This is a genomic window from Nitrosospira multiformis (assembly GCF_003050865.1).
Lineage (GTDB): Bacteria > Pseudomonadota > Gammaproteobacteria > Burkholderiales > Nitrosomonadaceae > Nitrosospira > Nitrosospira multiformis_E.
In genome coordinates this window covers 1-24525 of the sequence record NZ_QAOK01000026.1, presented here as the reverse complement: position 1 = coordinate 24525, position 24525 = coordinate 1, and the positions used below count along the sequence as shown (strand labels likewise).

Annotated in this window: 20 protein-coding genes; 15 read left to right on the top strand and 5 right to left on the bottom strand. The window is 54.3% G+C overall.

The window, feature by feature from the left end; translation table 11 throughout:
- Window positions 1-101: 101 nt before the first annotated feature.
- The 10 genes from C8R21_RS12290 (at window position 102) to C8R21_RS12250 (ending at window position 14947) form a co-directional block, all read left to right on the top strand.
- The gene (locus tag C8R21_RS12290; protein ID WP_107762965.1) at window positions 102-455 is read left to right on the top strand and encodes a hypothetical protein; all 354 of its coding nucleotides are present in this window, start codon (window positions 102-104) and stop codon (window positions 453-455) included.
- A 40-nt stretch (window positions 456-495) separates the two neighbouring features.
- Window positions 496-2328, top strand: a complete 1833-nt coding sequence (locus C8R21_RS12285) for a copper resistance system multicopper oxidase (protein WP_107762964.1) — start codon at window positions 496-498, stop codon at window positions 2326-2328.
- Window positions 2325-3215, top strand: coding sequence for a copper resistance protein B (locus C8R21_RS12280; protein ID WP_107762963.1), 891 nt, complete (start codon window positions 2325-2327; stop codon window positions 3213-3215). The genes C8R21_RS12285 and C8R21_RS12280 overlap by 4 nt, the downstream gene beginning before the upstream one ends.
- 120 nt (window positions 3216-3335) lie before the next feature.
- On the top strand, window positions 3336-3464 hold the full coding sequence (locus tag C8R21_RS16485; RefSeq protein ID WP_258192392.1) for a hypothetical protein: 129 nt from the start codon (window positions 3336-3338) through the stop codon (window positions 3462-3464).
- A gap of 122 nt (window positions 3465-3586) precedes the next feature.
- Complete coding sequence (locus C8R21_RS12275; protein ID WP_219906660.1) at window positions 3587-3925, top strand: hypothetical protein; 339 nt, start codon at window positions 3587-3589, stop codon at window positions 3923-3925.
- A 91-nt stretch (window positions 3926-4016) separates the two neighbouring features.
- The gene (gene smbP, locus C8R21_RS12270; RefSeq protein ID WP_181258933.1) at window positions 4017-4316 is read left to right on the top strand and encodes a small metal-binding protein SmbP; all 300 of its coding nucleotides are present in this window, start codon (window positions 4017-4019) and stop codon (window positions 4314-4316) included.
- Entirely contained in the window at window positions 4252-4413 is a 162-nt protein-coding gene (smbP, locus tag C8R21_RS16700; protein ID WP_107762960.1) for a small metal-binding protein SmbP, read from the top strand. Before smbP (C8R21_RS12270) ends, smbP (C8R21_RS16700) begins: the two co-directional genes overlap by 65 nt.
- A gap of 1 nt (window position 4414) precedes the next feature.
- Entirely contained in the window at window positions 4415-7732 is a 3318-nt protein-coding gene (gene treS / locus C8R21_RS12260) for a maltose alpha-D-glucosyltransferase (protein ID WP_107762959.1), read from the top strand.
- Between the two features lie 21 nt (window positions 7733-7753).
- On the top strand, window positions 7754-9709 hold the full coding sequence (treZ, locus tag C8R21_RS12255; RefSeq protein WP_258192391.1) for a malto-oligosyltrehalose trehalohydrolase: 1956 nt from the start codon (window positions 7754-7756) through the stop codon (window positions 9707-9709).
- Window positions 9710-9763: 54 nt separating this feature from the next.
- A complete protein-coding gene (locus tag C8R21_RS12250; protein ID WP_107762958.1) occupies window positions 9764-14947 on the top strand; it encodes a malto-oligosyltrehalose synthase in 5184 nt (1727 codons plus the stop codon).
- Between the two features lie 41 nt (window positions 14948-14988).
- On the opposite strand, the gene glgX is transcribed toward C8R21_RS12250, so the two are convergent.
- Window positions 14989-17094, bottom strand: coding sequence for a glycogen debranching protein GlgX (glgX, locus tag C8R21_RS12245; protein ID WP_107762957.1), 2106 nt, complete (start codon window positions 17092-17094; stop codon window positions 14989-14991).
- Window positions 17095-17179: 85 nt separating this feature from the next.
- On the opposite strand from glgX, the gene C8R21_RS12240 reads away from it, so the two are divergent.
- The 3 genes from C8R21_RS12240 to C8R21_RS12230 all read left to right on the top strand — a co-directional run bounded on the left by C8R21_RS12240 (window position 17180) and on the right by C8R21_RS12230 (window position 18991).
- Window positions 17180-17533, top strand: a complete 354-nt coding sequence (locus tag C8R21_RS12240) for a hypothetical protein (protein ID WP_181258931.1) — start codon at window positions 17180-17182, stop codon at window positions 17531-17533.
- 59 nt (window positions 17534-17592) lie between these two features.
- The gene (locus C8R21_RS16605) at window positions 17593-17817 is read left to right on the top strand and encodes a GDCCVxC domain-containing (seleno)protein (protein ID WP_107762956.1); all 225 of its coding nucleotides are present in this window, start codon (window positions 17593-17595) and stop codon (window positions 17815-17817) included.
- Window positions 17818-17980: 163 nt separating this feature from the next.
- Entirely contained in the window at window positions 17981-18991 is a 1011-nt protein-coding gene (locus tag C8R21_RS12230) for a 2-hydroxyacid dehydrogenase (RefSeq protein ID WP_107762977.1), read from the top strand.
- Here C8R21_RS12230 and ahr read toward each other — a convergent pair whose 3' ends face one another.
- The 4 genes from ahr to C8R21_RS12205 form a co-directional block, all read right to left on the bottom strand.
- Window positions 18992-20032: an NADPH-dependent aldehyde reductase Ahr gene (gene ahr, locus C8R21_RS12225; RefSeq protein WP_107762976.1), complete on the bottom strand. Its 1041-nt coding sequence runs from the start codon at window positions 20030-20032 to the stop codon at window positions 18992-18994.
- Window positions 20033-20087: 55 nt separating this feature from the next.
- Window positions 20088-21545 (bottom strand): patatin-like phospholipase family protein, encoded by a 1458-nt coding sequence (locus tag C8R21_RS12220; protein WP_181258930.1) that lies wholly within the window; start codon window positions 21543-21545, stop codon window positions 20088-20090.
- Between the two features lie 604 nt (window positions 21546-22149).
- Window positions 22150-22341: a hypothetical protein gene (locus C8R21_RS15680; RefSeq protein ID WP_146162487.1), complete on the bottom strand. Its 192-nt coding sequence runs from the start codon at window positions 22339-22341 to the stop codon at window positions 22150-22152.
- Between the two features lie 210 nt (window positions 22342-22551).
- The gene (locus tag C8R21_RS12205; RefSeq protein ID WP_041352450.1) at window positions 22552-23130 is read right to left on the bottom strand and encodes a hypothetical protein; all 579 of its coding nucleotides are present in this window, start codon (window positions 23128-23130) and stop codon (window positions 22552-22554) included.
- 206 nt (window positions 23131-23336) lie between these two features.
- Here C8R21_RS12205 and C8R21_RS12200 point away from each other — a divergent pair, with 206 nt between their 5' ends.
- Together C8R21_RS12200 and C8R21_RS12195 are read left to right on the top strand one after the other, a co-directional pair.
- On the top strand, window positions 23337-23750 hold the full coding sequence (locus tag C8R21_RS12200; RefSeq protein ID WP_107762952.1) for a winged helix-turn-helix transcriptional regulator: 414 nt from the start codon (window positions 23337-23339) through the stop codon (window positions 23748-23750).
- Window positions 23751-23837: 87 nt separating this feature from the next.
- Complete coding sequence (locus tag C8R21_RS12195) at window positions 23838-24401, top strand: sugar O-acetyltransferase (protein ID WP_181258929.1); 564 nt, start codon at window positions 23838-23840, stop codon at window positions 24399-24401.
- The last annotated feature ends 124 nt before the right edge of the window (window positions 24402-24525 follow it).

The window sequence follows — 24525 nt, the reverse complement described above, 5'->3', positions numbered from 1 at the left end:
TTGGGCTTTTCGTCGATGGATTGCGGAGGGATCAGGCCAAAGGGAGAGGCCAGTGAACAGGAGTAGTTTATTTTTTTAAACCCAACTGAAGGAGGTAAATCATGAAAACATCGGTATTTTTCGTAGCCTTGGCTATGCTGGGCTTAGTCAGTTCCTGCGCCCAATTGAATCCCCACCCAATGGATATGACAACCGCGATTCGGGAAGCTAAAACCCCTGCGGACCACAATGCGTTAGCCAGGCATTATGAAGCGGCGGCCGATGAAGCGCGCGTAAAGGTGAAGGAGCATAAAAAAGAACTCGGGGAATATGAAACACATCCTTATTATGGCAAGCGTGCTCAAGACCTCAAGGCGCATTGCCATCGTTTGATCAACATTTACCAGCAAGCTGTCGAAGCAAATACAGCCATGGCTGAAATTCACCGCAAGATGGCCGCCGACACCAGGCAGTAATCCGCAGCCGAAGAAAGCGGTTGGAGAAGGCCAATTCCGAATGAAAGGCTCAATTTCAAGACGCCACTTCCTGAAAGGATCAGGGGCATTGGGAGCACTATTTGCTCTGGATTGGATTCTGCCAGTTTATGCCCGAGGAAGTTGGATAAACGCTGTTGCTCCAACTACCCAGCTGAGCGGGGACGTAATCGACCTCACTATCGCAGAGACGCCGTTTCACGTTGGGGAGCGCGTCACAACCGCGATAACGATCAACGGCACGGTCCCGGGACCGCTGCTTCGCCTGCGGGAAGGACAGGACATCACCCTTAATGTCACCAACCGCCTGCCGGAGACCTCTTCGATACATTGGCACGGCATACTTTTGCCACCCGGGATGGATGGGGTGCCGGGGGTGAGCTTCCCGGGCATCGAGCCAGGAACAACCTTCCGTTACCGCTTCACCGTCAAGCAGTACGGCACTTACTGGTTTCACAGCCATTCTGGAGGCCAGGAGCAAGCAGGCGCGTACGGCTCGATAATCATTGATCCAGCCGAGCCCGACCCCGTCCGGTACGACCGCGAATACGTGATCATGCTCTCGGACTGGAGCTTTTCTTCAGTCGGCTCAATGATCGGAAAGCTCAAGAAGCAGCCGGGCTATTTCAACTTCCAGAAACGCACACTAAGCGATTTTATCAGGGACGGGATGCGGAAGGGCTGGCTCGCGACACTCGACAATTACCTGATGTGGGCGCAGATGCGAATGGACCCGACGGACTTGGCGGACATAACCAGCCATGCCTACACCTACCTCATGAATGGGCTTGCACCGGCAGAAAACTGGACAGGGCTTTTTCGTCCGGGGGAACGCATACGCTTGCGCTTCATTCAGGTAGGTGTCATGACCTTCCAGGACGTGCGCATCCCCGGGCTCAAGATGACGGTAGTGCAAGCCGATGGCCAGAACGTCCAACCTGTCGAAGTGGATGAATTCCGCATGGGACCTGCGGAAACCTACGATGTGACCGTCGAACCAAAAGAGGACCGCGCTTATACGATTTTTGCGGAAACGCTGGATCGAAGCGGCTTTGCGCGTGGCACGCTCGCTCCCCGTCCCGGGATGAGCGCGGAGATTCCGCCGCAACGCCGGCATCCGGTTCGTAGCATGGCGGACATGGGCATGCAGCATATGAACGGCATGGACCATAGCGACCATAACCCTGGTAATGCAACCACGGGTGAGCCGGAGACAAGGATGCAGCATGACATGCATGGGGACCGTGCGGGGGAAGGCATCCAGGACAGGCATGATATGCATGGCAGACTCGAAATCCTGGGCAGTAAACCGGTCAAGCATGGGCCAGACGATCATGGCACCGGCAATCAGTCGGTTCCGGATTTCACTCAGAGCCGTCTGGATGATCCGGGTATCGGGCTGGGCGGCGATGGCCGCCGAGTACTGGTCTATACCGATTTGAAGAGCCTCAGGCCCTATCCTGACCAGCGCGAGCCGGAGCGTGAGCTCGAGATTCATCTCACCGGACATATGGAACGCTTCATGTGGTCGTTCGATGGCAAAAAATATTCCGATGCTAGAGAGCCGATCCGCTTCCGTTATGGAGAACGGCTGCGCTGGACCTTTGTGAACGATACGATGATGGAGCACACGATGCATCTGCACGGCATGTGGATGCATCTGGAAAATGGAGCGGGTGAATACCTTCCGCGCAAGCACACCGTCCTCGTCAAACCCGCGGAGCGCGTCTCCGTTGCCATCACCGCTGATGCACCCGGCCCCTGGGCCTTCCATTGCCACCTGCTCTTGCATATGGAAACGGGGATGTTCCGCGTGATTGAGGTTTCGAATGCGATTCCCGAGATGGGATCATGAGACAGATTCCGCAACTTACCCTTGGTATTGTTGCGGGCCTAGCCTTGGGGGTCGGTACCGGGGCACCGACAGCAAGTGCGCAAGCCTTGCACCATCCCACGACAAACTCTTCCACCGTGCCGGCCGCTTCCTCCTTGCCCCCCACCCCTCTCAGGGAAAGGCTGGACGAAGCAAAGCGCATCCTGCTCCATCAGTCCCTGAAGAATGAGGGTGGCGAGTACGACCATCCGACCCACAGTGACCAAAACTATGCTTTCTTTCGTGCGGAGGTTCTCGAATACCGTCCGAGAAGTGACGAGAGCGATTTCCGCTGGGACATGCAGGGTTGGTACGGAGGGGACTTCAACCGCCTATGGGTCAAAAGCGAAGGCGAACGGAATACTGCCTTCAAGGCAGACTACGACATCGACATGCAGCTTCTGTATGGCCGGTTCATCAAGAAATATTATGATTTCCAGGTGGGCGTGCGCGGAGAGACGCAAACCTTCAGGGGGGAAAACGTGGCTCGCGCCCATGCTGTCATCGGGTTGCAGGGTCTCGTTCCCTATCGCTACGAATTGGAGTCTGCGCTGTTTATCAGCCAGGATGGAGATGTTTCTGCTCGTTTCCAGACATCCCGTGATTTTTTGCTGACGCAGCGGCTGATCCTGCAGGGACGATTCGAAACTCACGCTGCAATTCAAAAAGTGGAGAAATTCACTACCGGGCGGGGACTCAATAACATCGAACTGGGTTTGCGGCTGCGCTATGAGATCAGGCGCGAGATGGCACCTTATGTTGGGGTCTCATACGACCACAGTTTTTTCAAGACTGCCGATCTTGTGCGGGAAGAGGGTGGGGACCCCACCCAGGTTCGCTTCGTTGCCGGGCTGCGGCTGTGGTTTTAATCACCAGTATGACGTGCCACTGCCTTGAATCATTCAGGCCGACACCTCTCAAACTCTTTAAAACAGATCTTTCATCCAAGAATTTTTACGAATATCAGGAGAAACCTATGAGCTCTCACGGTGCTGGGAGCTGCGACGTCGATACCGGCGTTGGCGCAATTGGATGCTGCCGAACTCTTTGCGCTCGTGAAGGCAGTTACCGAAGATACACAGGTGGTAGCAGAACGTTACCGGATGGAGGTAAGCTAACATTTCCGATGAGTGCCACATCGTCTTGGCATACACGTCGTAGCTGCTAGGAACAAGTGGAATAAAATGTCCTTCTTCCGTAGCCAGCGCGATTCGGAGCGCCTGAACCCAAGCCCACCATCATGCTCTGCCAAGCATTAAGAGGCGGCAGCGGAAGACAGGACCGCAAGGTGCATTGCCAAAGATTGATAAGCAGCTATGAGCAGGCTGCGGAGACAAATCTGGATATGGCAAAGGATCACAGAAAGATGGCGGAGGAAATGAAACAAACATTGACGATGACGGGCGATGGTGTCAATGATGCACCAGCGTTGACGCAGGTGTTTTTATCCAGCATTCGGACTTCTGCTATCCCCCATGTTTGCCGGCGCCGCGAGGGTGATGAATCCTCGGTCTATCGTCAGCAATCTTTGCGGTTGAACTGTATTCAACTCTGCAATGAGTCCGGGCAGGAGTCTTAGGTACTACTACTGTACGGACCTTGGTTACGCCCCTTACAATGAGTCCGAGAAGGGGCAGGACCCTCGGATTCGTTCACCAGGGAGAGATGTCATGAAAAAGCCATTCTCGTCCAGCTTGATTGCTTTTGCTTTCCTCGCAGGATGTTCTACGATGGATTATGCTACAGATGAACATGAGGACAAGGCGCTTCAGGAATTAGGGCTGGCAGTCAGAAGTGCTGAAAATGAGGACGCAGGAGGCGTTATCGCCCATACTGAAAAAGCGAAGAAGCACCTGATCGAGGAAAACCGCGAACATCCTTATACCCAACCGTTCATATCGATATATGGGCAGTTTCCGAAAGCGGAACATGATATGGAAACATATGGAAACATTCGAAGAAATGGATAAGGCGATCGGGGAAGCGAAAAAAGGGCACTTTACAAGAGCTGCGGAGGCAGTCAGAAGGGCTTCTGTTCATCTAAAACAGAAAGCCCGGTCGAAATAGCATGGAACGAGAAGAAGATCCGTTCTGGTACAAGGACGCCATCATCTATGAATTGCACGTCAAGACATTCTTCGACAGCAATGGCGACGGCATAGGAGATTTTTCGGGCCTGATCTCCAAGCTCGACTATCTGGCGGAACTGGGCGTCACTACACTCTGGCTTCTTCCATTCTATCCGTCTCCGGGAAGGGACGACGGGTACGATATTTCCGATTACCACAGTGTGCACCCGGATGTCGGCACCTTGGAGGACTTCCATCGGTTTATCGCGGAGGCTCATAGCCGGGGTTTGCGCGTAATCACGGAACTGGTACTCAACCATACTTCCGATCAGCATCCTTGGTTTCAGGCAGCCCGCCGCGCACCGCCGGGGTCCGTCAAGCGCGACTATTACGTATGGAGCGACGACAAAACCAGGTACAGCGGTGCGCGCAGTATTTTCACGGACACAGAGGGATCCAACTGGGAATGGGATGATATAGCCAAAGCCTATTACTGGCACCGCTTTTTTTTCCATCAACCGGACTTGAATTTTGACAACCCGCATGTCTTTAACGCCATGATGCATGTGATGCGGCTCTGGCTGGATGCGGGTGTCGATGGCATGCGCCTGGATGCCATGCCCTATCTGTGCGAGCGCGAGGGGACCACCTGCGAAAACCTGCCGGAGACCCATGCGGTGATCAAACGCATGCGTTTCGAACTGGATAAGCACTACCGCAACCGGATGTTCCTGGCTGAAGCGAACCAGTGGCCGGAGGATGTACGCGAGTATTTTGGCGATGGCGACGAATGCCATATGGCTTTCCATTTTCCACTCATGCCGCGAATGTACATGGCTATTGCGCGCGAAGACCGTCACCCCATTGTAGAGATCATGGAGCAGACACCAGACATCCCCGAGAACTGTCAGTGGGCCGTGTTTCTGCGCAACCACGACGAACTGACATTGGAGATGGTCACCGATCGCGAGCGGGACTATCTTCACCAGACATATGCAATCGACCCCCAGGCCCGCCTGCATCTCGGTATTCGACGGCGCCTGGCGCCACTGATGGACAATGACCGCCACCGAATTGAATTGATGAATCTGCTGCTCATGACTATGCCCGGGTCGCCCGTGCTCTACTACGGAGATGAGATCGGCATGGGGGATGACCTCCTCCTCGGTGATCGCAACGGTGTGCGCACACCCATGCAGTGGTCAGGGGGGGTTAACGGCGGGTTTTCCACAGCCGATTCTCAACAGCTTTTCCTGCCGGCCATCGTCGATCCCGTATATGGGTTTGGTGCAGTGAACGTGGATTCACAGGCCCGTAATCCGTCATCCCTGCTCAACTGGATGAAGCGCCTGATTGCGATGCGCAAGGCGCATCGAACCTTTGGCCGGGGCACGCTGCGTTTTTTGCGGCCTGGCAATCGCAAGATTCTTGCCTATTTGCGTGAGCATGAGGATGAAACGATTCTATGCGTGGCTAATCTGTCCCGAGTCGCGCAGCCAGTAGAACTGGATTTAAGCCAATTCAAAGGAAGGGTACCGGTTGAATTGATGGGCCGCACCGCATTCCCGCCCGTGGGTGAGCTGCCGTATCTCCTTACCTTGAGCGCTCATGGCTTTTATGCTTTTCGCCTGGCAGTCGACGTGGCCGCCCCTGCCTGGCATGAGGAGCGGCAGGTATCGCCGGATCTGCCTGTCCTTGTGCTCATGGAGTCGGGTTGGGGCACACTGTTGAACCGCGGCGATGGTAGCGGGGGCATGAAAGACCTGATGGCTCGCCGTGCCCGCGAGCAGCTCGAGGGGCAGATCATGTCGCGCTTCTTTTATTCCCAACCCTGGTTTTTGATGAGGAACCTTCCCGTCAGAAAATTTGAGCTCGGGGAGATGCACGAGTGGTCGACGGAGCAGGGAAGCTGGCTGCTGGTCACCGTCGTTTTAACGCTGGCCAATGATGAGTCTTATCGCTTTGCCGTACCTCTGGCACTCGTGTGGGAGGACGAGGATGAGGATGAAGGGGTTGTGAGCACGCTGCTGCATGCCACGCTTGCTAAGGTTCGTCGCCGGGAGCGGACGGGTTTGCTGTTCGACGCATTCTGGGATGACAGCTTCTGTCGCGCCATAGTCTCCAGCATGCATGATGGCTCAGCACTCGTGTTTGATCATGGGCAAGTGTCTTTCCATGCAACCAGTGCTTTTCCCGGTCCGGTGATTTCAGGCGCATCAGCAACGGTGACGCGGACAGTTTCGGAAAGAGGGCGATTGTTTGTGAACATGGGCGACCGCCTGATACTGAAAGGATACCGTTGGCTTCTTCCCGGCGTGCACCCCGAGTTGGAGATGTCGCGTTTTCTGACGGAGACCGCCAAATTTACCCACATGGCTCAACTGGCGGGTACCGTGGAGTACATGGACGGCGAGGGACGCAATTCCACTCTGGCAATCCTCGAGCACTATGCCGAGAATCAGGGTAGCGGCTGGGCTCATACGCAGGACTATCTGCAACGCTACCTGGATGAGTTTCGCACACAACAAAAGCGTCCCATTGATGCGCGGCATGTTGCCTACATGACCCTTATCAATACGCTGGGATTGCGTACAGCTGAATTTCACCAGGCACTTGCGCAGGATGATGCGGAGGGGGCTTTCGGCGTCGAGCCCATTACCCCCGAAGATCTTGCGGAGTGGGTGAACACCGCGCGCGCGCAGATGGATGAAATGTACAAATTGCTGGAAGCGAAATGGGCGGATGTGCCCAGCTCCGCACACGAGATTGGTAACGTCGGCAACGATCTTTTATCAGTCCGGCCGAAATTCTACCGTCGTATCACCCGGGTGGCAGCCATACATCCCGAGGCCTTGAAGGCGCGCTGCCACGGAGATTACAGCCTGCGACAGGTGTGGCTCTCGAACAATGATTTTCTGATTACGAATTACGGCAGCGGCCCCGAACGCGCATGGCATGAGCGCCGCTGGAAACACAGTCCTCTCCGCGATGTGGCAGGCATGCTGTTTTCGTTTTCCGAGGTGGCGGCAGCGGCACTGGAGCATGTGACGGATGAATATCCGGAATCAACCGCTATGCTTGCGCAACAAGCTGATAAGTGGCAGACGCTTGCCAGCGCCGATTTCCTCAAAAGCTATCGCAGGGCGATGAAGGGAAATTCGCTGTTTCCCGCTGATACCGGAGTAGCCGATGCTTTGGTTACACTTTTCATGGTGGAAAAAGCTGTTGCCAGCGTGAGTAACGCACTCGCGCAACAATCGAAGTCAGTCGGTGGAACCATGCAGCGGCTGATGCGATTGTTGCAACGCAGAAGGTAGAACAGGTGAAGAGGGGAAGACGTGCCGACAAGAATCCATCAGATGCCCCATGAGATGCTTCATGAGATGCCCCATCAGATGCCATACGGCGCGCAAATTACGGATGGCGGAGTAAGCTTTCGTCTTTGGGCGCCGGGTTGCAAGCAGGTGGGATTGTGCCTTGCCGATGGACGCACGAATGAGCACGAACTGGTACTTCCCATGACTCCTCGCGCAGGAGGATGGTTCGAATCGATTGTGGCGGAAGCAGGCGCAGGGATGCGCTACGGGTTTGACGTGAACGGTGTCCGCGTTCCCGATCCCGCTTCGCGCTTCAATCCGGATGATGTGCATGGTTTAAGTGAGGTGATCGATCCTTCGGCTTTCGCCTGGCGGGATGCGAAATGGCATGGACGACCATGGGAAGAAGCGGTAATTTATGAATTGCACGTAGGCACCTTCTCACCCGAAGGTACTTTCAAGGGCGTTTCCCAACGGCTCGACTATCTGGCCGAACTCGGCGTGACCGTCATCGAGCTCATGCCGGTTGCCGATTTTCCGGGTTCGCGAAACTGGGGCTATGACGGAGTCCTGCTTTACGCGCCGGATAGCCGTTACGGACGCCCGGAGGATCTTAAGGAACTGGTTCAGGCTGCACATGAACGGGGCATCATGGTTCTGCTCGATGTCGTCTACAATCACTTCGGGCCGGAAGGAAACTATCTTCACCTTTATGCGAAAGAATTCTTTACCGAGCGCCATCACACTCCATGGGGCGCGGCAATAAATTTCGACGGCCCCGCAAGTCAGGAGGTACGCAATTTCTTCATCCACAACGCGTTGTATTGGCTGCAAGAGTATCACTTCGATGGCCTGCGGCTTGATGCGGTACATGCAATCATCGACCATTCCAGCCCGCACATCCTTATCGAGATCGCGGAGCGTGTACGTGCTGAGGTCGATGCAGAGCGCCACGTGCACCTGATCCTGGAAAACGATGCCAACAATGCTCGTTACCTGAAAAACGGCTGGTACGACGCCCAGTGGAATGACGATATTCATCACGCCCTGCATGTGCTCTCCACGCAGGAGAACGATGGATACTATACGGACTATGCCGACAACCCGGTACGTCACCTCGGACGCTGCCTGACGGAAGGATTTGCCTATCAGGGAGAGATATCCGCTTATCGCGATGATACGGCGCGTGGAGAGGCGAGCATTCATCTGCCGCCCCAGGCTTTCATTTCCTTTCTGCAATCCCATGATCAGGCAGGCAACCGTGCGTTCGGCGAGCGTATTTCCCATATTGGGGAAGACGCGTTGATACGCGCGGTGGCAGCCATCTATTTATTGGCGCCCAGCATTCCCATGCTGTTCATGGGCGAGGAATTTGCCGCAAAATCGCCTTTCCTGTTTTTTTGCGACTTCGGAGGGGATCTGCGCGAAGCCGTGACGCAGGGCCGACGCAGGGAATTCTCCCGCTTTGCGCATTTTGGGCAAGGCATGGCCGAGACAGCAATACCTGATCCGAATGCTGTTCAGACTTTTCTTATCTCGAAAATCGACTGGGATTCACTCAACGATGAAGCGCACCTTGTCTGGCTGGAGTATTACCGCAGCCTGATGAAACTTCGTAGGGAAATTATCGTGCCGCGTCTTCGCGGAATGAAGGGTAATTCGGCTCATTTTGAGGTATTCGCGTCCGAGTGCCTGCGGGTCTGCTGGCAATTGGGGGACAATTCCACTTTACGCCTATTGGCGAACTTTTCCGATGCGAGCGTGGCGGCTCCCGAGTCTGCCGGGCAGATCGTGTTTGCATCCCCAGGTGCAATACCAATATCTCCCCGCGCAACGAAAAGTACCCTGGCGAAAAGTACCCTGCCGAAAAGTACCCTGCCGAAAAGTATCCTGCCGAAAAGTATCCTGGCGCCTCGTTCGGTAGTTTGGATGCTCGAATCGGTTGCCGATAAAAGTAAAAGCAGTTTTACCTGGTAACAACCACCGAAGCTGAAATGAAGAGAAAGCACAAGGGAATATCGAGGGAGAAGCATGAGCAATCCGCTTGACCAGCTGTGCGAATTATATGGCGTGCTCCCCTGCTACAGCGATATCTGGGGAAATACCCGCCACACTTCGGAGGACGCAAAGCGCGCTCTACTCGGGGCAATGGGGGTTGCAACGGCCACGGAAGAGGAAATTTCAGCGTCCCTGCATACTTTTATAAGGCGCAAATGGGAGCATGTGCTGCCGCCCGTACAAGTGGTGCGGGAGTGGATGCGACCCTATCGCATTGCAGTCTCGCTACCGGCCGCCGAGGGCAAGGGGACCCATCGCTGGCGCTTGTACAGGGAATCCGGGGCCGAAGACCACGACGAATTTATTCCTGACGGCCTGGAAGAGGTCGAGCGTTATCGCTTCACCTCTCCCGGCAGTTTCGATGATCCCGGCGCCCAGGAATTCGTGCGGCGAATTCTGGTGCTGGATCTCCCTGTGGAACCAGGGTACCACCGGCTTTCCATCGAAAAGAGCGATGGCCTCGCTCTGGCTGAAATGCCGTTTATTGTGGCTCCTGCCATTTGTTATTGGCCGCCAGGTATCGAAGGTGAGAGGCGGGTGTGGGGTCCCGCCCTCCAGTTATATGGTATTCGTTCCCAGCGCAATTATGGCATCGGGGATTTCAGCGATCTTCGGCGCCTAGTCGAATTCTATGCCAGTGCGGGGGGAAGCACGCTGCTGCTCAACCCGCTTCATGCGTTATTTCCCGATGCTCCGGAACACACCAGTCCCTACAGTCCCTCCAGCCGCACCTGGTTCAACCCGCTTTACCTGGATGTGGAAGCCATACCCGAATTTGCGGGATGCGAGGAAGCACGCTCCATAGTGCTCGCGCCGGAATTCCAGGCGCGGCTGCGTGCGCTTCGTGCTACCGAACAGGTGGATTATAGAAGTGTTGCGGAGGCGAAATCGGAAGTCCTCGTCTGCCTGTACCGGCATTTCCGTAGTACCCATCTGGCGCAAAATACTGGTCGTGCGCGTGCTTTTCGTGCTTTCCAGGCAGAGCACGGCGAAATTCTTCGCAAGCAGGCGCTGTTCGAGGCGCTTCAGGAATATTTTCGGGCAGGGGACAGCTCTGTATGGGGGTGGCGCGTATGGCCCGAGGCATACCGTGATCCTGCAGCTCCGGAGGTAGCTGCATTCTGCGAGGCCCATCTCGATCATGTAGAATATTTCGAATACCTTCAGTGGCAGGTTTCCCTGCAACTGGGAGCGGTCGGCACACGCTCATGGGAAGTGGGTCTCAACATTGGTTTAATGTTCGATCTGGCGATCGGCGTAGCGGAAGGTGGTGGGGCAACGTGGTCCCGCCGTGAACTTTACGCACTTGAAGCCAGTGCAGGGGCGCCACCCGATGACTTCAACCGCCTGGGGCAGAACTGGGGCCTGCCGCCCTGGATTCCTCATCAGCTCACTGCATCCGCTTATGCACCTTTCATTGAAGTTCTGCGCGCCAACATGCGGGACAGTGGCTCGCTGCGCATAGATCACGTAATGGGCCTGCGCCGCCTGTTCTGGGTCGTGCGCGGGCTGCCCGCAACGGAGGGCGCGTATATACGCTATCCCTTTGAAGATATGCTGAGCATTCTGGCACTGGAGAGCCAGCGCAACCGCTGCCTGGTGGTAGGTGAAGATTTAGGGACAGTACCACCGGAAGTACGCGAAGCTTTGCATCCCGCAAACGTGATGTCCACACGATTGTTATATTTCGAGCGGCGCCACGACGGGCAGTTGAAGTCGCCGCAGGAGTACCCGGCAAATGCCGTAGTGGCAGTAACAACCCACGACCTTCCGACCCTGGCGGGATTCTGGCAGGGACTCGATATTGATTTGCGCGACCGTCACAATCTGTTTCCCGAGGATGAGATGCGGAACAGGCAAATCGTGGAGCGCGCGGCTGACCGCGCACAGCTTCTGGTGGCATTGGAGAGTGAAGGCGTATTGCCGTCGAGAGGCGGGCTTCATCAGGTCGGCTTCCCGGAAATGACGGCGGAACTCGCGGCAGCAGTGTACACCTATCTGGCCCGTGCACCGTCGAAACTTCTGCTGCTGCAACTCGAAGATGGCTTCGGGGTCCTTGAGCAACCGAATCTGCCCGGTGCGCCAGGAGGCGCTTACCCCTCCTGGCGTCTCAAACTGCCCCTCAATCTGGAGGAGTGGCAGGGAAGCGCCTGGCTGCATGGGATAATGCTGGCATTGCGCCGGGAGCGTCCCTTATCGCAAGCGTCCACCTCCTCAGAGGGTGAGGTTGCGCAGGATGTACAAGCGCAGATTCCACGGGCAACTTACCGCTTGCAATTGAATCGGGACTTCAATCTGAGGCAGGCAACGGAACTGGTCCCGTACCTGGATGAGCTGGGTATCAGTCATTGCTATCTTTCGCCTCTCCTCAAAGCGCGCCCTGACAGCGCCCATGGCTATGACGTAACCGACCATGGCAGGCTCAATCCGGAGATCACGAGCGCCCGGGACTTCGAACGGTTTGCTGCTGCCTTGAAACGTCATGGAATGAGCCAGATCATGGATGTGGTGCCCAATCACATGTGCATCACTGGCGCTGATAACCAATGGTGGCTGGATGTACTGGAAAATGGTCCGGCGTCCCGCTTTGCCAGCTATTTTGACATTGACTGGTATGTGATGGGAGAGCACCTGCCGGGCCAGGTGCTGCTACCTGTTCTAGGCGATCACTATGGCACGATTCTGGAGAACGGCGAGCTCAAACTCGCGTTCGACACCGAACAAGGCTCCTTCAGTGTTTTTTATCATGAGCACCGGTTTCCTGTAGACCCGCGTGAATATCCCCGTATTCTTGGTCACGATCTGAGACGGCTTGAGATGCGACTGGGGGAGCAGCACCCGGAGTTTCTGGAACTCCAGTCCCTGGTCACGGCGTTTAACCATCTGCCACTGCGCGACCGCGTTTCCCCCGATGCGATCACCGAACGAGCGCGCGACAAGGAGATACACAAGCGCCATCTGGCTTCACTGTACGTGAAGAGCGCCGATATTGCCCAGTTCGTCCAGGAAAATATCACCATATTCAACGGTGATGCACCGGAGCAACCCAGGAATTTCGATCTGCTACATGAACTGCTGGACGTCCAAGCCTATCGCCTGGCTTTCTGGCGCGCTGCGGCGGACGAGATCAATTACCGCCGCTTCTTCGATATCAACGATCTGGCGGCGCTGCGCATGGACAACTCGGAAGTGTTCGAAAGCACGCACCACCTGGTTCGCGAACTGATCGCGCGCGGGTATGTGAGCGGCTTACGCATCGATCATCCGGATGGCTTGTACGCGCCCAAGGAATACTTCGAGCGTCTGCAGGCAATGGCCGCCGCAGCATTGTTTCCGGGAACGATGAAGGAGGGAGCCAAGCCGCTCTACATCGTGGCGGAGAAAATACTCGCCTCCCATGAACATCTTCCGAAGAGCTGGCCCATCCACGGCACTACCGGATACAACTTTGCCGGGGTTTGCTCCGGCCTTTTTGTCGACACTGGCGCTGCCGACCATTTCACCCGTATTTATGAGCGCTTTATTCGGACACGTTTGGATCTCGGCGCAATGATACGAACGAACAAACACTTGATCATGGAAAGCGCGCTGGTAGGTGAGCTTCAGGTGCTGGCTATACAATTGGCACGTATTGCCAAAGGTGATCGCCGCACGTGCGATTTTACCTTCAACAGCCAGCGCAGTGCTCTCGCCCAGGTTGTCGCCAACTTTCCTGTCTATCGTACTTATGTATCCAATTGCGAAAGTTCCGCTGATGATGTCCGCTACGTCGACTGGGCGGTTGAGGTAGCCAAGAAGCGCAGCCAGGCAGTTGACACCACTATCTTCGATTTCGTGCGGGAGGTGTTGCTGGGTCGGCACGCCAGGGGTCAAAGCGAAGCATACAAAAACGCCATATGTGCCTTCGCCATGAAGTTTCAACAGTACACCAGCCCGGTAATGGCCAAGGCAATGGAGGACACGACCTTCTACCAGTATAACCGTCTGGTATCGCTCAACGAGGTCGGCAACGAGCCGCAACGGTTCGGCGTGTCGCTCGCAGCCTTTCACCGGGAAAATCAGGAGCGAGCGAGCCATTGGCCGCATGCCATGCTGTCCACTTCAAGTCACGACAGCAAGCGGTCGGAAGATGTACGGGCGCGCATAAGTGTTCTCTCCGAAATACCCGATCAGTGGGCACGGGCTCTTAAACGATGGCACAGGCTCAATCGCAGCAGCCGCCGGGAGTTGGGCAACATTTATGCGCCGAGCCGGAATGATGAGTACCTGCTATACCAGATATTGCTGGGCATATGGCCTTTCGACATACCGCACGGCGAGGAATTGGCAGCGCTGTCCGACCGCGTAGTTGCCTATATGCGCAAGGCCGCGCGAGAAGCAAAGGTGAGCAGCTCCTGGATCAACCCTGATAGCGAATATGAGGCAGCAATGCAGGACTTCGTGCATGCACTTCTCTCTGAGCAGCCCACCAATCTGTTCCTGCGCGATTTTTTGCCTTTCCAGCAGGGGGTTGCATGGGCGGGCGCCTTCAATAGCTTGTCACAAGTGCTACTCAAACTTACGTCACCAGGAGTACCGGACATCTACCAGGGCAATGAAACCTGGGATTTCAGCCTCGTGGATCCGGACAACAGGCGTCCTGTGAACTACACGGGTCGTCGCAGATCCTTGCAGGCTATCCGCTCGATGCATGCTGAAGAAGGCCCTGGCGCATGCACCCAGCATCTGATGGAGAACCTGCGGGACGGTGGGATCAAGCTCTATCTGACCTGGAAAGCGCTTACATTCCGCCGCGAGCACGAACAGCTTTTCCGCGAGGGAGACTACCTGCCGCTAAAAGCGCATGGGGATTGTAGCGACCATGTATGCGTGTTTGCACGGCGTCGGGAAAATGAAATTATTGTCGTTGCTGTACCGCGATTGCTCGGCAGGCTCATCGGAGAGCAACACAGGTTCCCAGTCGGTAAATCCATCTGGACCGACACCTGCGTGGAACTGCCTTCAGACGAGTTGCGTGAGAAGTGGATCAATGTGTTGACGGGCGAGATCCTTGCCGTGCAGAGGACGGGGGAGGCGTGCAGGAGGTTTGAGCTGGCTCACCTTTTCGGGACGTTTCCTTATGCGTTGCTATCCCCTTTCGAGCAGACAACTGGCTGAAGCGGGGATATTTGCAGAGGCTCATCCTGGATGAGAGAATTTCACGCCTGCCGCTGCAAAAGCACCAGTGACCGGGGTGCGACTGACAAAGCGGATCCAGCTTCGAGCCCCCGCTTATCTGCTGCATTCTCTACCCAGCCCTCGTTGGTGTCGAGTATTTTCAACCAGCGTAGCCCCCAATGGTTCGGGGGCAGAACGAAATCGATCGGCTCGAAATGCGCGTTGAAAATCAGGTAGAAGCTGTCATCCTTCACCGGCTCCCCTCGAGCATTGGGATTCGGGAAACTGTCTCCGTTGAGAAAAATTCCCAGGCTTTGAATTCCCCCATTCCCCCATAATTCCTCGCTCGCCTGTTCTCCCATGTAATTGAACCACGCAATATCGTCCTGACCCCCGCCGTGGATGGGTTGTCCCTGAAACCACCGTCGCCGGCGGAAGACCGGGTGATCATGACGGAAGCGAACGAGGCGTCTGGTGAATTCCTGTAGACCGGTCTCCACCTTCCCCCAATCCACCCAGGAAATTTCATTGTCCTGGCAGTACGCATTATTGTTTCCCTGCTGGGTGCGACCCGATTCATCCCCTGCGAGCAACATGGGCACACCCTGTGACAATATCAGGGTGGCCAGGAAATTGCGCTGCTGCCGGGCGCGAAGCGTAAGCACTTCCGTGTCATCCGTAGGGCCCTCGACACCGCAATTCCAGGAACGGTTGTCGTCTGTGCCGTCCCTGTTGTCCTCGCCGTTGGAGAGGTTGTGTTTTTCGTTGTAAGACACCAGATCACGCAGCGTGAAACCATCGTGCGAGGTGACAAAATTGATGCTTGCAAAAGGATGACGCGAATTCCCCTCGTAAAGGTCTGAGCTTCCGGTAAAGCGATAAGCGAATTCACTTAAAGTGGGTTCCTGAGTGCGCCAGAAATTGCGAATACAATCCCGGTACTTGCCGTTCCATTCAGACCAGCCTGATGGGAATTTCCCCACCTGGTAACCGCCTTCTCCCAGGTCCCAGGGTTCCGCGATCAGCTTGACCTGATTTGTAACAGGATCCTGCTGGATAATGTTGAAAAATGCATTCAGCATTTGCACTTCATGCAGTTCGCGTGCGAGCGCGGATGCAAGATCGAAGCGGAAGCCATCGACGTGCATTTCCAGCACCCAATAGCGAAGCGAATCCATGATCAGTTGCAGCACATGCGGCTGCCTCATATTGAGGCAGTTGCCTGTGCCTGTGTAATCCCTGTAGTAACGCCTATCCTCCATAAGCTGGTAATAATAGGCGTTGTCGATTCCCTTCAGGCATAACACCGGCCCGAGATCGTTGCCTTCCGCAGTGTGGTTGTACACCACATCGAGGATAACCTCTATGTCGGCTTGATGCAGAGCCTTGACCATTTGCTTGAATTCGGCACTCGCGGCCCCCGGACGCTTGTCTGCGGCGTAGGCGCTATGGGGAGCAAAATAGGCAATGGAGTTATAACCCCAGTAGTTGCGCAAACCCTGATCCAGGAGATGTTTGTCCTGCACAAAGTAGTGCACTGGAAGCAGCTCGACAGCAGTGACCCCAAGCTGTTTCAGATACTCGATGGAGGCGGAGTGTGCGAGACCCGCATAAGTGCCCCGCAGTTCAGGGGGTATGTCCGGATGTTGTGCCGTGAAGCCCTTGACATGCAACTCATAAATGACTGTTTCGTGCCAGGGACGCTGGAGTTGACGATCGCCGGACCAATCGAAAAACGGTTGATGAACGATACTGCGGGGCATGAAAGGCGCACTATCCTTGTCATTCCGTGCATCGGGGTCATCGAAAAGATAGGGGAATACAGCTTCATCCCAGGTAACGTCGCCATCGATCCCTTTTGCATACGGATCGAGCAGCAGCTTCACTGGATTGCAGCGATTGCCTTGCTCCGGGACCCACGGCCCATGCACACGAAAACCATAACGCTGTCCAGGCTCTACGCCACGCAGGTAGCCGTGCCAGCAGTATCCTGTCACCTCGGGCAAATCCACCCTGGTTTCACGACCGGCTTCATCGAACAGGCACAGTTCGACGCGTTCCGCCGCCTCGGAAAACAGGGAGAAATTGGTTCCCGCTCCATCGTATGTCGCACCCAGGGGGTAGGGTGTGCCTGGCCAGATTTTCATTCGGATACCTGCATAAAATTGCGGAATACTGCTATAACTTACAGTGCTATATTATTTTTGGACCAAGCCAACAGTGAGGTAGTCCATGAAAATTCGGTGGTGTTTCATAATTCTAACAGCCCTGACTCTCATATCCTGTGCCCACGTCAATCCACATCCCATGGATATGACGAGTGCCATTCAGAGCGCAAAAACCAGTGAAGACCATTATGCCCTGGCTCGACACTACCAAGCTGCAGCGGAATCCATGCAGGCGAGGGCAGATGAGCAGAAAAGGTGTCTGACCGAATATCGGAAGCACGGATATTACTATGGCAGGAAAACCACTGATGTGAAAGAGCATGCCCAGGCACTCGCTCACCTCTATGAAGAAGCCGCAGAGGAAAACAGGAGGATGGCGGAATCTCACCGTCAGATGGCGGAGGAAGTGAAGCAGTAGAAGTAGCAGTAAACTGGAGGGCATGATGCCACAATTTTTTACCACTCCCGGGAATTCTTTTGACGAATAACACACCTCTTCTGGAATCGGAACTGACATGTCCGAACTGCAAGCACGTCAAGCGAGAGATCATGCCAGTTGACGCCTGCCAGTTTTATTATGAATGCGAAGGCTGCAAGGCGCTGTTACGGCCTCGCGCGGGTGATTGCTGCGTCTTTTGTTCCTTCGGGTCCATTAAATGCCCTCCGGTTCAGATGCAGGCGTGCTGTTCATCCTCCCCTTAGCTTGCCGAAGAGTTTGTCCTGAGCGTCGCTATCATCGGTAAAATCGGTAAAGTTTTTTCAGGTAATGCCTGGAAGAGGTTAAGCTGATGGTGTACGTGATTTGGAAAAGAGCTCCAAATCGGATTTCAACATCCCGAAGAAGGGACAAGCAGGCAGGAAACCAATGAAAGTTGCCGTTTGCAGCGCTCAATCCTACGACCGGCAATTTTTACTGGCTGCCAATCGTGATGCTCATCATGAATTGGTATTTTTCGAGTCCCACCTATCCGAAGAAACGCGGCAGATGGTGACAGGTTTCCCCGTCGTGTGCGTATTTGTCAACGACACGTTGGACAATAGAGTGCTGGAAACGCTGGCAGCGCAGGGTACCCGTCTCATCGCCCTGCGCTGCGCGGGCTTCAACAACGTCGATATCCAGTCAGCAAGCGCACTGGGAATTCGTGTGGTGCGGGTACCTGCCTATTCGCCGCACTCGGTTGCCGAGCATACGGTCGCGCTGATGCTGACCCTCAATCGCCGTCTTCATCAAGCCTATAATCGCGTCCGCAATGGGAACTTCACCTTGCAGGGACTGCTTGGCTTTGAAATGCGCAATAAAATTGTCGGTATTATCGGCACCGGGCGTATTGGGACCGCGGTAGCCCAGATACTGCGCGGCTTCGGTTGCCGCTTGCTTGCTTACGACCTGCAGCCGAATTCCACATGCACTCAACTGGGGGTCGAATATGTTCCGCTGGAGACGCTCTATGCAGAGAGCGACATCATTACGCTGCATTGTCCGCTCAATCCGCAAACGCATCGGTTGATCGACGACGCCGCAGTCGAGCGAATGAAACAGGGCGTGATGCTTATCAATACCAGCCGTGGAGCTGTTATCGACACACGAGCAGTGATTGTCGGATTGAAATCCTCGAGAATCGGATATCTGGGGCTGGATGTATATGAGCAGGAAGGTGACTTGTTCTTTCAGGATTTAACCGGCCAGGTGATACAGGATGATCTGTTCGTACGTCTGCTCACGTTCCCGAATGTGTTGATAACGGGACATCAGGGATTCTTTACCGCTGAAGCACTATCAAGCATTGCGCAGACCACGCTGCGTAACATTACGGAATTTGAACGCGATGGATCGTGTTCGAATGAAGTGACGGTTGAATTGCTAAGAAGCGGCTGATCATGCATTCGTACTTCCTGACTGCTCCAGATTAAAATTCGCATCCAGGACTATGCGGTAGCGCCCCTTTCCGGCAGCCAGATGCGCAATCGCTTCATTGACCCTGTTCATGGGAAAACGCTCTACCTGGGGCCGAATGCCGTGACGGGCGGCAAAATCCAGCATATCCGATGTTATCGCAGGGCCGCCAGTGGGTGACCCTGAAATGCTCTTCTGTCCACTCAGAAGCTCGAAAGCGGGGATGGGCAGGGGTTCGAGCACTGCGCCAACGAGATGCATGCGTCCTTTCGGTTTCAGCGTCTGGAGCAGCAATGCCCAGTCAAGCGGGACATTGACGGTCACCAGCAGAAAGTCGAGCGAGCGTGCTGCCGAGCGAATTTCGTCGCTCTTACGGCTGGAGAGAACACGATGAGCGCCGAGGGTGCGCATTTCTTCCGCCTTTGAGGGATTGGAAGAGAAGGCCGTAACTTCGCAACCCCAGGCATTCGCAAATTGCAGGGCCAGATGACCAAGGCCGCCAATACCGACGACACCTACATGATCGGTCGGTTTTACATGGGCCGCCAGGGGCGCAAATACAGTAATCCCTCCGCAGAGTAACGGGCCTGCGGAGGAACTTTCAAGCTTCTCAGGTATGGGAATCGCCCACGCCCAGTGCGCTCGCACTTTGTCGGCAAACCCCCCATAATGCCCGATGATTGTCGCGGTGGCTTTTGCACAAAGATTGTGATCACCGGTCATGCATTCATGGCAGTGCATACAACTGCCGGCATTCCAGCCAACCCCTACCCGCTGCCCGATTTGCAATCCCTTCGCTTGTTCACCCATCGCAACGACCCGACCAATGGCTTCGTGTCCGGGAATAATCGGATACTGGGTGATACCCCAGTCGTTATTCAATATTGAAAGGTCGGAATGACAAAGACCGCAATGCTCCACTGCGATTTCCACTTCCTCCGGCGCGAGAGGTCCGGCGTCATAGGTGAATGGTTCGAGTTTCTGTTTTGGGCCGTGCGCCGCGAATCCGAGAATCTTCGTCATGTTCTTTCCTTTTCTTTTCAGGTGAGCTGCGATGTGATTCCATGGAATTTTTCCATCAGCAACGCTGTCCTGCAAGGGCGATGCATCCATGCAACGCTTCCATCAGTCTTTTGAACTCGGGATCTTCGTTGAGTATTTGTTGCCCAACCTTCCGTAGTTTATCTACCGTTCCCCGGGGCAATTCCAGAGTGGTAGGAAGATTTTTGAACCAGTTTCGCTCGTCGGCGGCTTCGATATATTCAAACGCCACCTCGATCGGAAAGAATTCAATCTGGTGCGGTACGGGGATATCCAACTCGCATCGCGGGCCTTTGTTGGCAGCCAATTCCTTGCATCCGGATACCAGTCGCATCGATTCGTTGAACTCGTTTACCGTCTGCCGCAACAATTCAAGGGTATCGAATGAATAATTGCCCAATGGGACCACGGCCGCGGCAGTCAGGGTATCAACGAGCCCGGGAACCTCTGGAGTCTGATCCCGGCGGGTAGTGGGGTTTGTGCCCGCATTCACTACGATTACCACCAGTTTGTCCACTTTCTTCTGGTTTATCAGGCGAAGCACGCTCCAGGAATTATTTAAACTGTTGATCGCCGTGAGCGGTTCCCGCAGCCCGATATTGTCGGCCACGCCGCCGTCGGTCAAGTGGATGTATTTACGCGGGTTGTGTTCGGTATCGGTATACGAAAGCCTGTTTTCCGCGCGTGCGGCCCGACGTATATTGATGCGCGATTTATGATCCCGAACGGCAAGATCCACCCATTCAGGCTGATGGTAGCCGCATTTGCCCGCATAGTTTTGAAAAGTGAGGGGCGTAAGTCCTCCCGGATATGCCGAGGATGCGGCTGCTGCCCGCCCCAGTGAAATTCCTGACAGGTCGGAGCATAAAAGGTCAAACTGGTCTTGGGTAAAGGGAAATTGGGTCCCCGTCGTCATATCCGTGGCATTCAGGATCACAAAAGGTCGGCGAGCGCGAGCAATTACTTCCGCATAGGTGCCTGCTCCAAATACCTCCCGGTCGTAAAACTCCGCCGCCAGGTCACTGCGCCCGAAGCTCGCCCCGCCGAGCTTCAACAGCCCCGCTGGAGTCAATGTCGAGTCAATCAATTCGGATTGGATGGATCTGTAGAGGAAGCGATTCGGGAATTCGTCGAAAATCCGTAACCCATACAGGGCGTAATAGGCTGCAGGAAAGCTTCCCCCGGATATCGACGAAATTACATCAACTTCGTCCAGCAGCGATATTCTCCGGTTTTCCCATTGGATCTGGGTGTCGCGGAGAGCCTCCAGCACTCCATAAGATAAAGCCGCCGCCCGGGTACCGCCCCCCGAGAAAACCAGAATGACAAACAGTTTATCGCTATTGCTTCCTGGCTCCAGTTTTTCGAAACGGTAACCTGAGGAAGGATCGTACCTGGCCAAGGGCGGATTTACCTGAAAGGAGCCACATCCGGCCAACAATAAGGATAAGGCTCCAGCAAACACAGCCATGCATGTGCGAAGTCGGATACTCATACCTACCATTTCCTGATAAAGGCAATTTTCATGGGAAGCAGGACAGTGGTTCCCTTAACCATGACCTCGCAAAAGACGGGGTCACAATCCTCCGGAGGGCCCAGGGTAAATTTGTGCGTGCCAGGATCCATCTGGAGGACTTCATTGGTATAGCCGGTCAGATCGCCGTCGACATATACCTGCCTCCGAGTTGGATAGCTAACTATTACGAACTCCACACGACTTATTCCTTTCGAGTAGATTGGAGTTATGCGGAAACTCAGGCCGTCGGGAGTGCCTTTATTAACATATCGAGGAACAGGGTATTAAAAATCTGAGAGAAGACACATTGTTTACTGCCCCATTTTCTCCCGCCATTTTCTTTTTCCGCGTCATAGATGATACAGGGGCTTTGGTTCAGAGACTATAAGGATTAGACGGCATTTGCCAGGGGAAGCGAAGGGAATGGTGGCAGGTCGTGATTTGAGCTTGAAAGATACTTTCCTGCGAATGACCGGGGACTTGGCCGCGTTCTTGAAAACGGGGGTTCTGCTCCAGCACGTCCTCATGATGTTATTCTGCGAGCGGAATTTGTTGATCGCCTAGCCTCCGCCCAAATCTGGTCCTATCCTGCTTTTTCTGAATAGAAAGAGAAAGCGGTCAGGTTTTGACCCGACCCGGGGCCATAAGCCCATCGAATCAAGTTGACGCCTTCAGGGAGGGTATCTGGAGGATGCCCAAGAGGAGTGAAGCAAAGCCATTCTTCAGTTCGGGAGGCAGAGAAAAAACCAATGCTTGCAATCTGATCAGCAAGCATTCGTCTCCACTGAAGTCTGCACTGAATTTTTGCTTATAAAGGAAGAGAAACGACAGGGCCTCCATAAGGCTCAAGTGCTAGGCTCAACTGCTGATTTAGTCAGCCAGTCGACGAGCAGGCATGGAAGCTTGGGTTCAAAATCCTCCATGCCATGGCCGATTAAGGAATGTGCGGCAAAGGCCCGGCCCTTATCGCTAGGGCTCTGGGTGCCTATGACCCGCGAGAAGATCTCCATTGCCTCACTCGCTTGGACTGCATGATCTTGTAACCAAGCAAAGTCAGCAGCAGAGCGGCTATCATCGGTCCGACCGCGGCGCGAAAAGTTTTTGCGTAATTGATCATTTCTACGCGCAACGGATATTCGTAGCGCACGGGAGGCACTGCCTCACCGGTTATGAAAACCGTATACTCTCCCTTGTCCAGGGCGGTTTCCCCCTTGATCACTCCATCGGGGTGATAGCTCGGCCTGACATAAGATACCGTTTCATCTTCTGTCTCATTGCTTCCTCTTACAATTCGCATCCCGATGGGAATATCCCGTAATGCGGGATCCACGAGGTCAACCACCAGAAACGTGTTTCCCCCTTTGGGAATTTCGGTGCAGTATTGATCTGCAGGCTCATACTGCGGCTGATAGGCACTTAAATGAACCATACTGCTGTCGCCAAGCCGTCGCATGCAGCTATCTTCCTCCATAGAGACTTTTCCATGAGCGGTCGCTGAACCGCTATACAACGTTGCTACAAGGACAAGAATCGAGGTACCGGCTTGTATCGCTTGCTTCATCATCTACTCCTCTTGATTTGTATTTGCTTGCCGCTGCCTTTCAGCCTCATATCGTCCATCCAGAAAGGTATAACCTTGCCTGGACGAGCTATAACGGGTTATCTGAGCCATATGAGAAATAAAGCCGTTCCGAGCTGAAAAAAATTGTATCGGCAACCACAGATAGAGTCTCAATCCTCGTATTTGGTTGCATATTGAAAGTATAATAAATGAATCGTATCGGAAAAATCAAACATAATGTGAGCATGATTAAAGACCAGAACAAGCGTTCTTCCTGTCCCGTTAGCTGCGCACTGGATATATTGGGTGACAAATGGACTTTGCTTGTCATTCGCGACATCCTGTTCAAGGACAAGCAGCATTTCGGGGATTTTCTCGCTTCACCCGAAAAAATTGCATCCAATATTCTTTCAGATCGTCTGAAAAAGCTGGAGGAGTGCAATATCATTTCAAGGCAGCGCGATCCTCTTAATGCAAGAAGAGTCATTTATACGCTCACGGAAAAAGGAAAGGATTTGTCCCCGGCTCTTCATGCGCTCATCCACTGGGGGGCCAAGTATGACCCCGAGAGCAATAAACAGCCATGCTCCTTGCAACATACCGACAGAATGTCCGAAACCTGACTGAAGTGGCAGTGCCGGGTGTTTCCTCGAGAAAGCTTTCTTTTGCTTTCTTTCCAAAGCTTCTTCAAACGCTATTAAATAGATGGCATGATTGATAAGACCGAAAAGCAGAAAATGCTGAGTGGGGAACTATATCGCTCCAGCGATCGACTGCTGGTCGAGGAAAGAAAGCGTGCCAGAAGATTAGCGAAGACTTTCAATGACAGCCTTCCGGACGAGACTGAAAAACGATCTGCAATTTTGAGGGAACTGCTCGGAACATCGGGGTCAAACCTCCATATCGAGCCGCCGTTTTATTGCGACTACGGTTACAACCTCGTGGTAGGAGATAACTTCTACGCCAACTTCAATTGCATCGTGCTGGATTGCGCACAGGTCATCATAGGGCATAATGTCTTTCTAGGCCCAGCAGTGCAGATCTATACTGCAACCCACCCCCTTGCGGCTAAGGACCGTGATACCGGCCTGGAAGCCGCTAAACCCATTACCGTGGAAGACAGCGTCTGGATTGGCGGTGGAGCGATCATCAATCCCGGTGTCACGATCGGACGGGGCACGACGATCGGAGCGGGAAGCATTGTTACCAGAAATATTCCCGCAAACGTTTTCGCTGCAGGAAATCCTTGCAGGGTGATACGTCACCTTTCGTAAGAAGAAACTCTTCCTGCACAGCTTGCCACTAGGGTGTGTTAACACTAACAGTTAAATTTCTGATATGCTTGGGGCATAAAAACTACCGACGCCCGTATGGAAATCACCGAAACCCAATATCAGC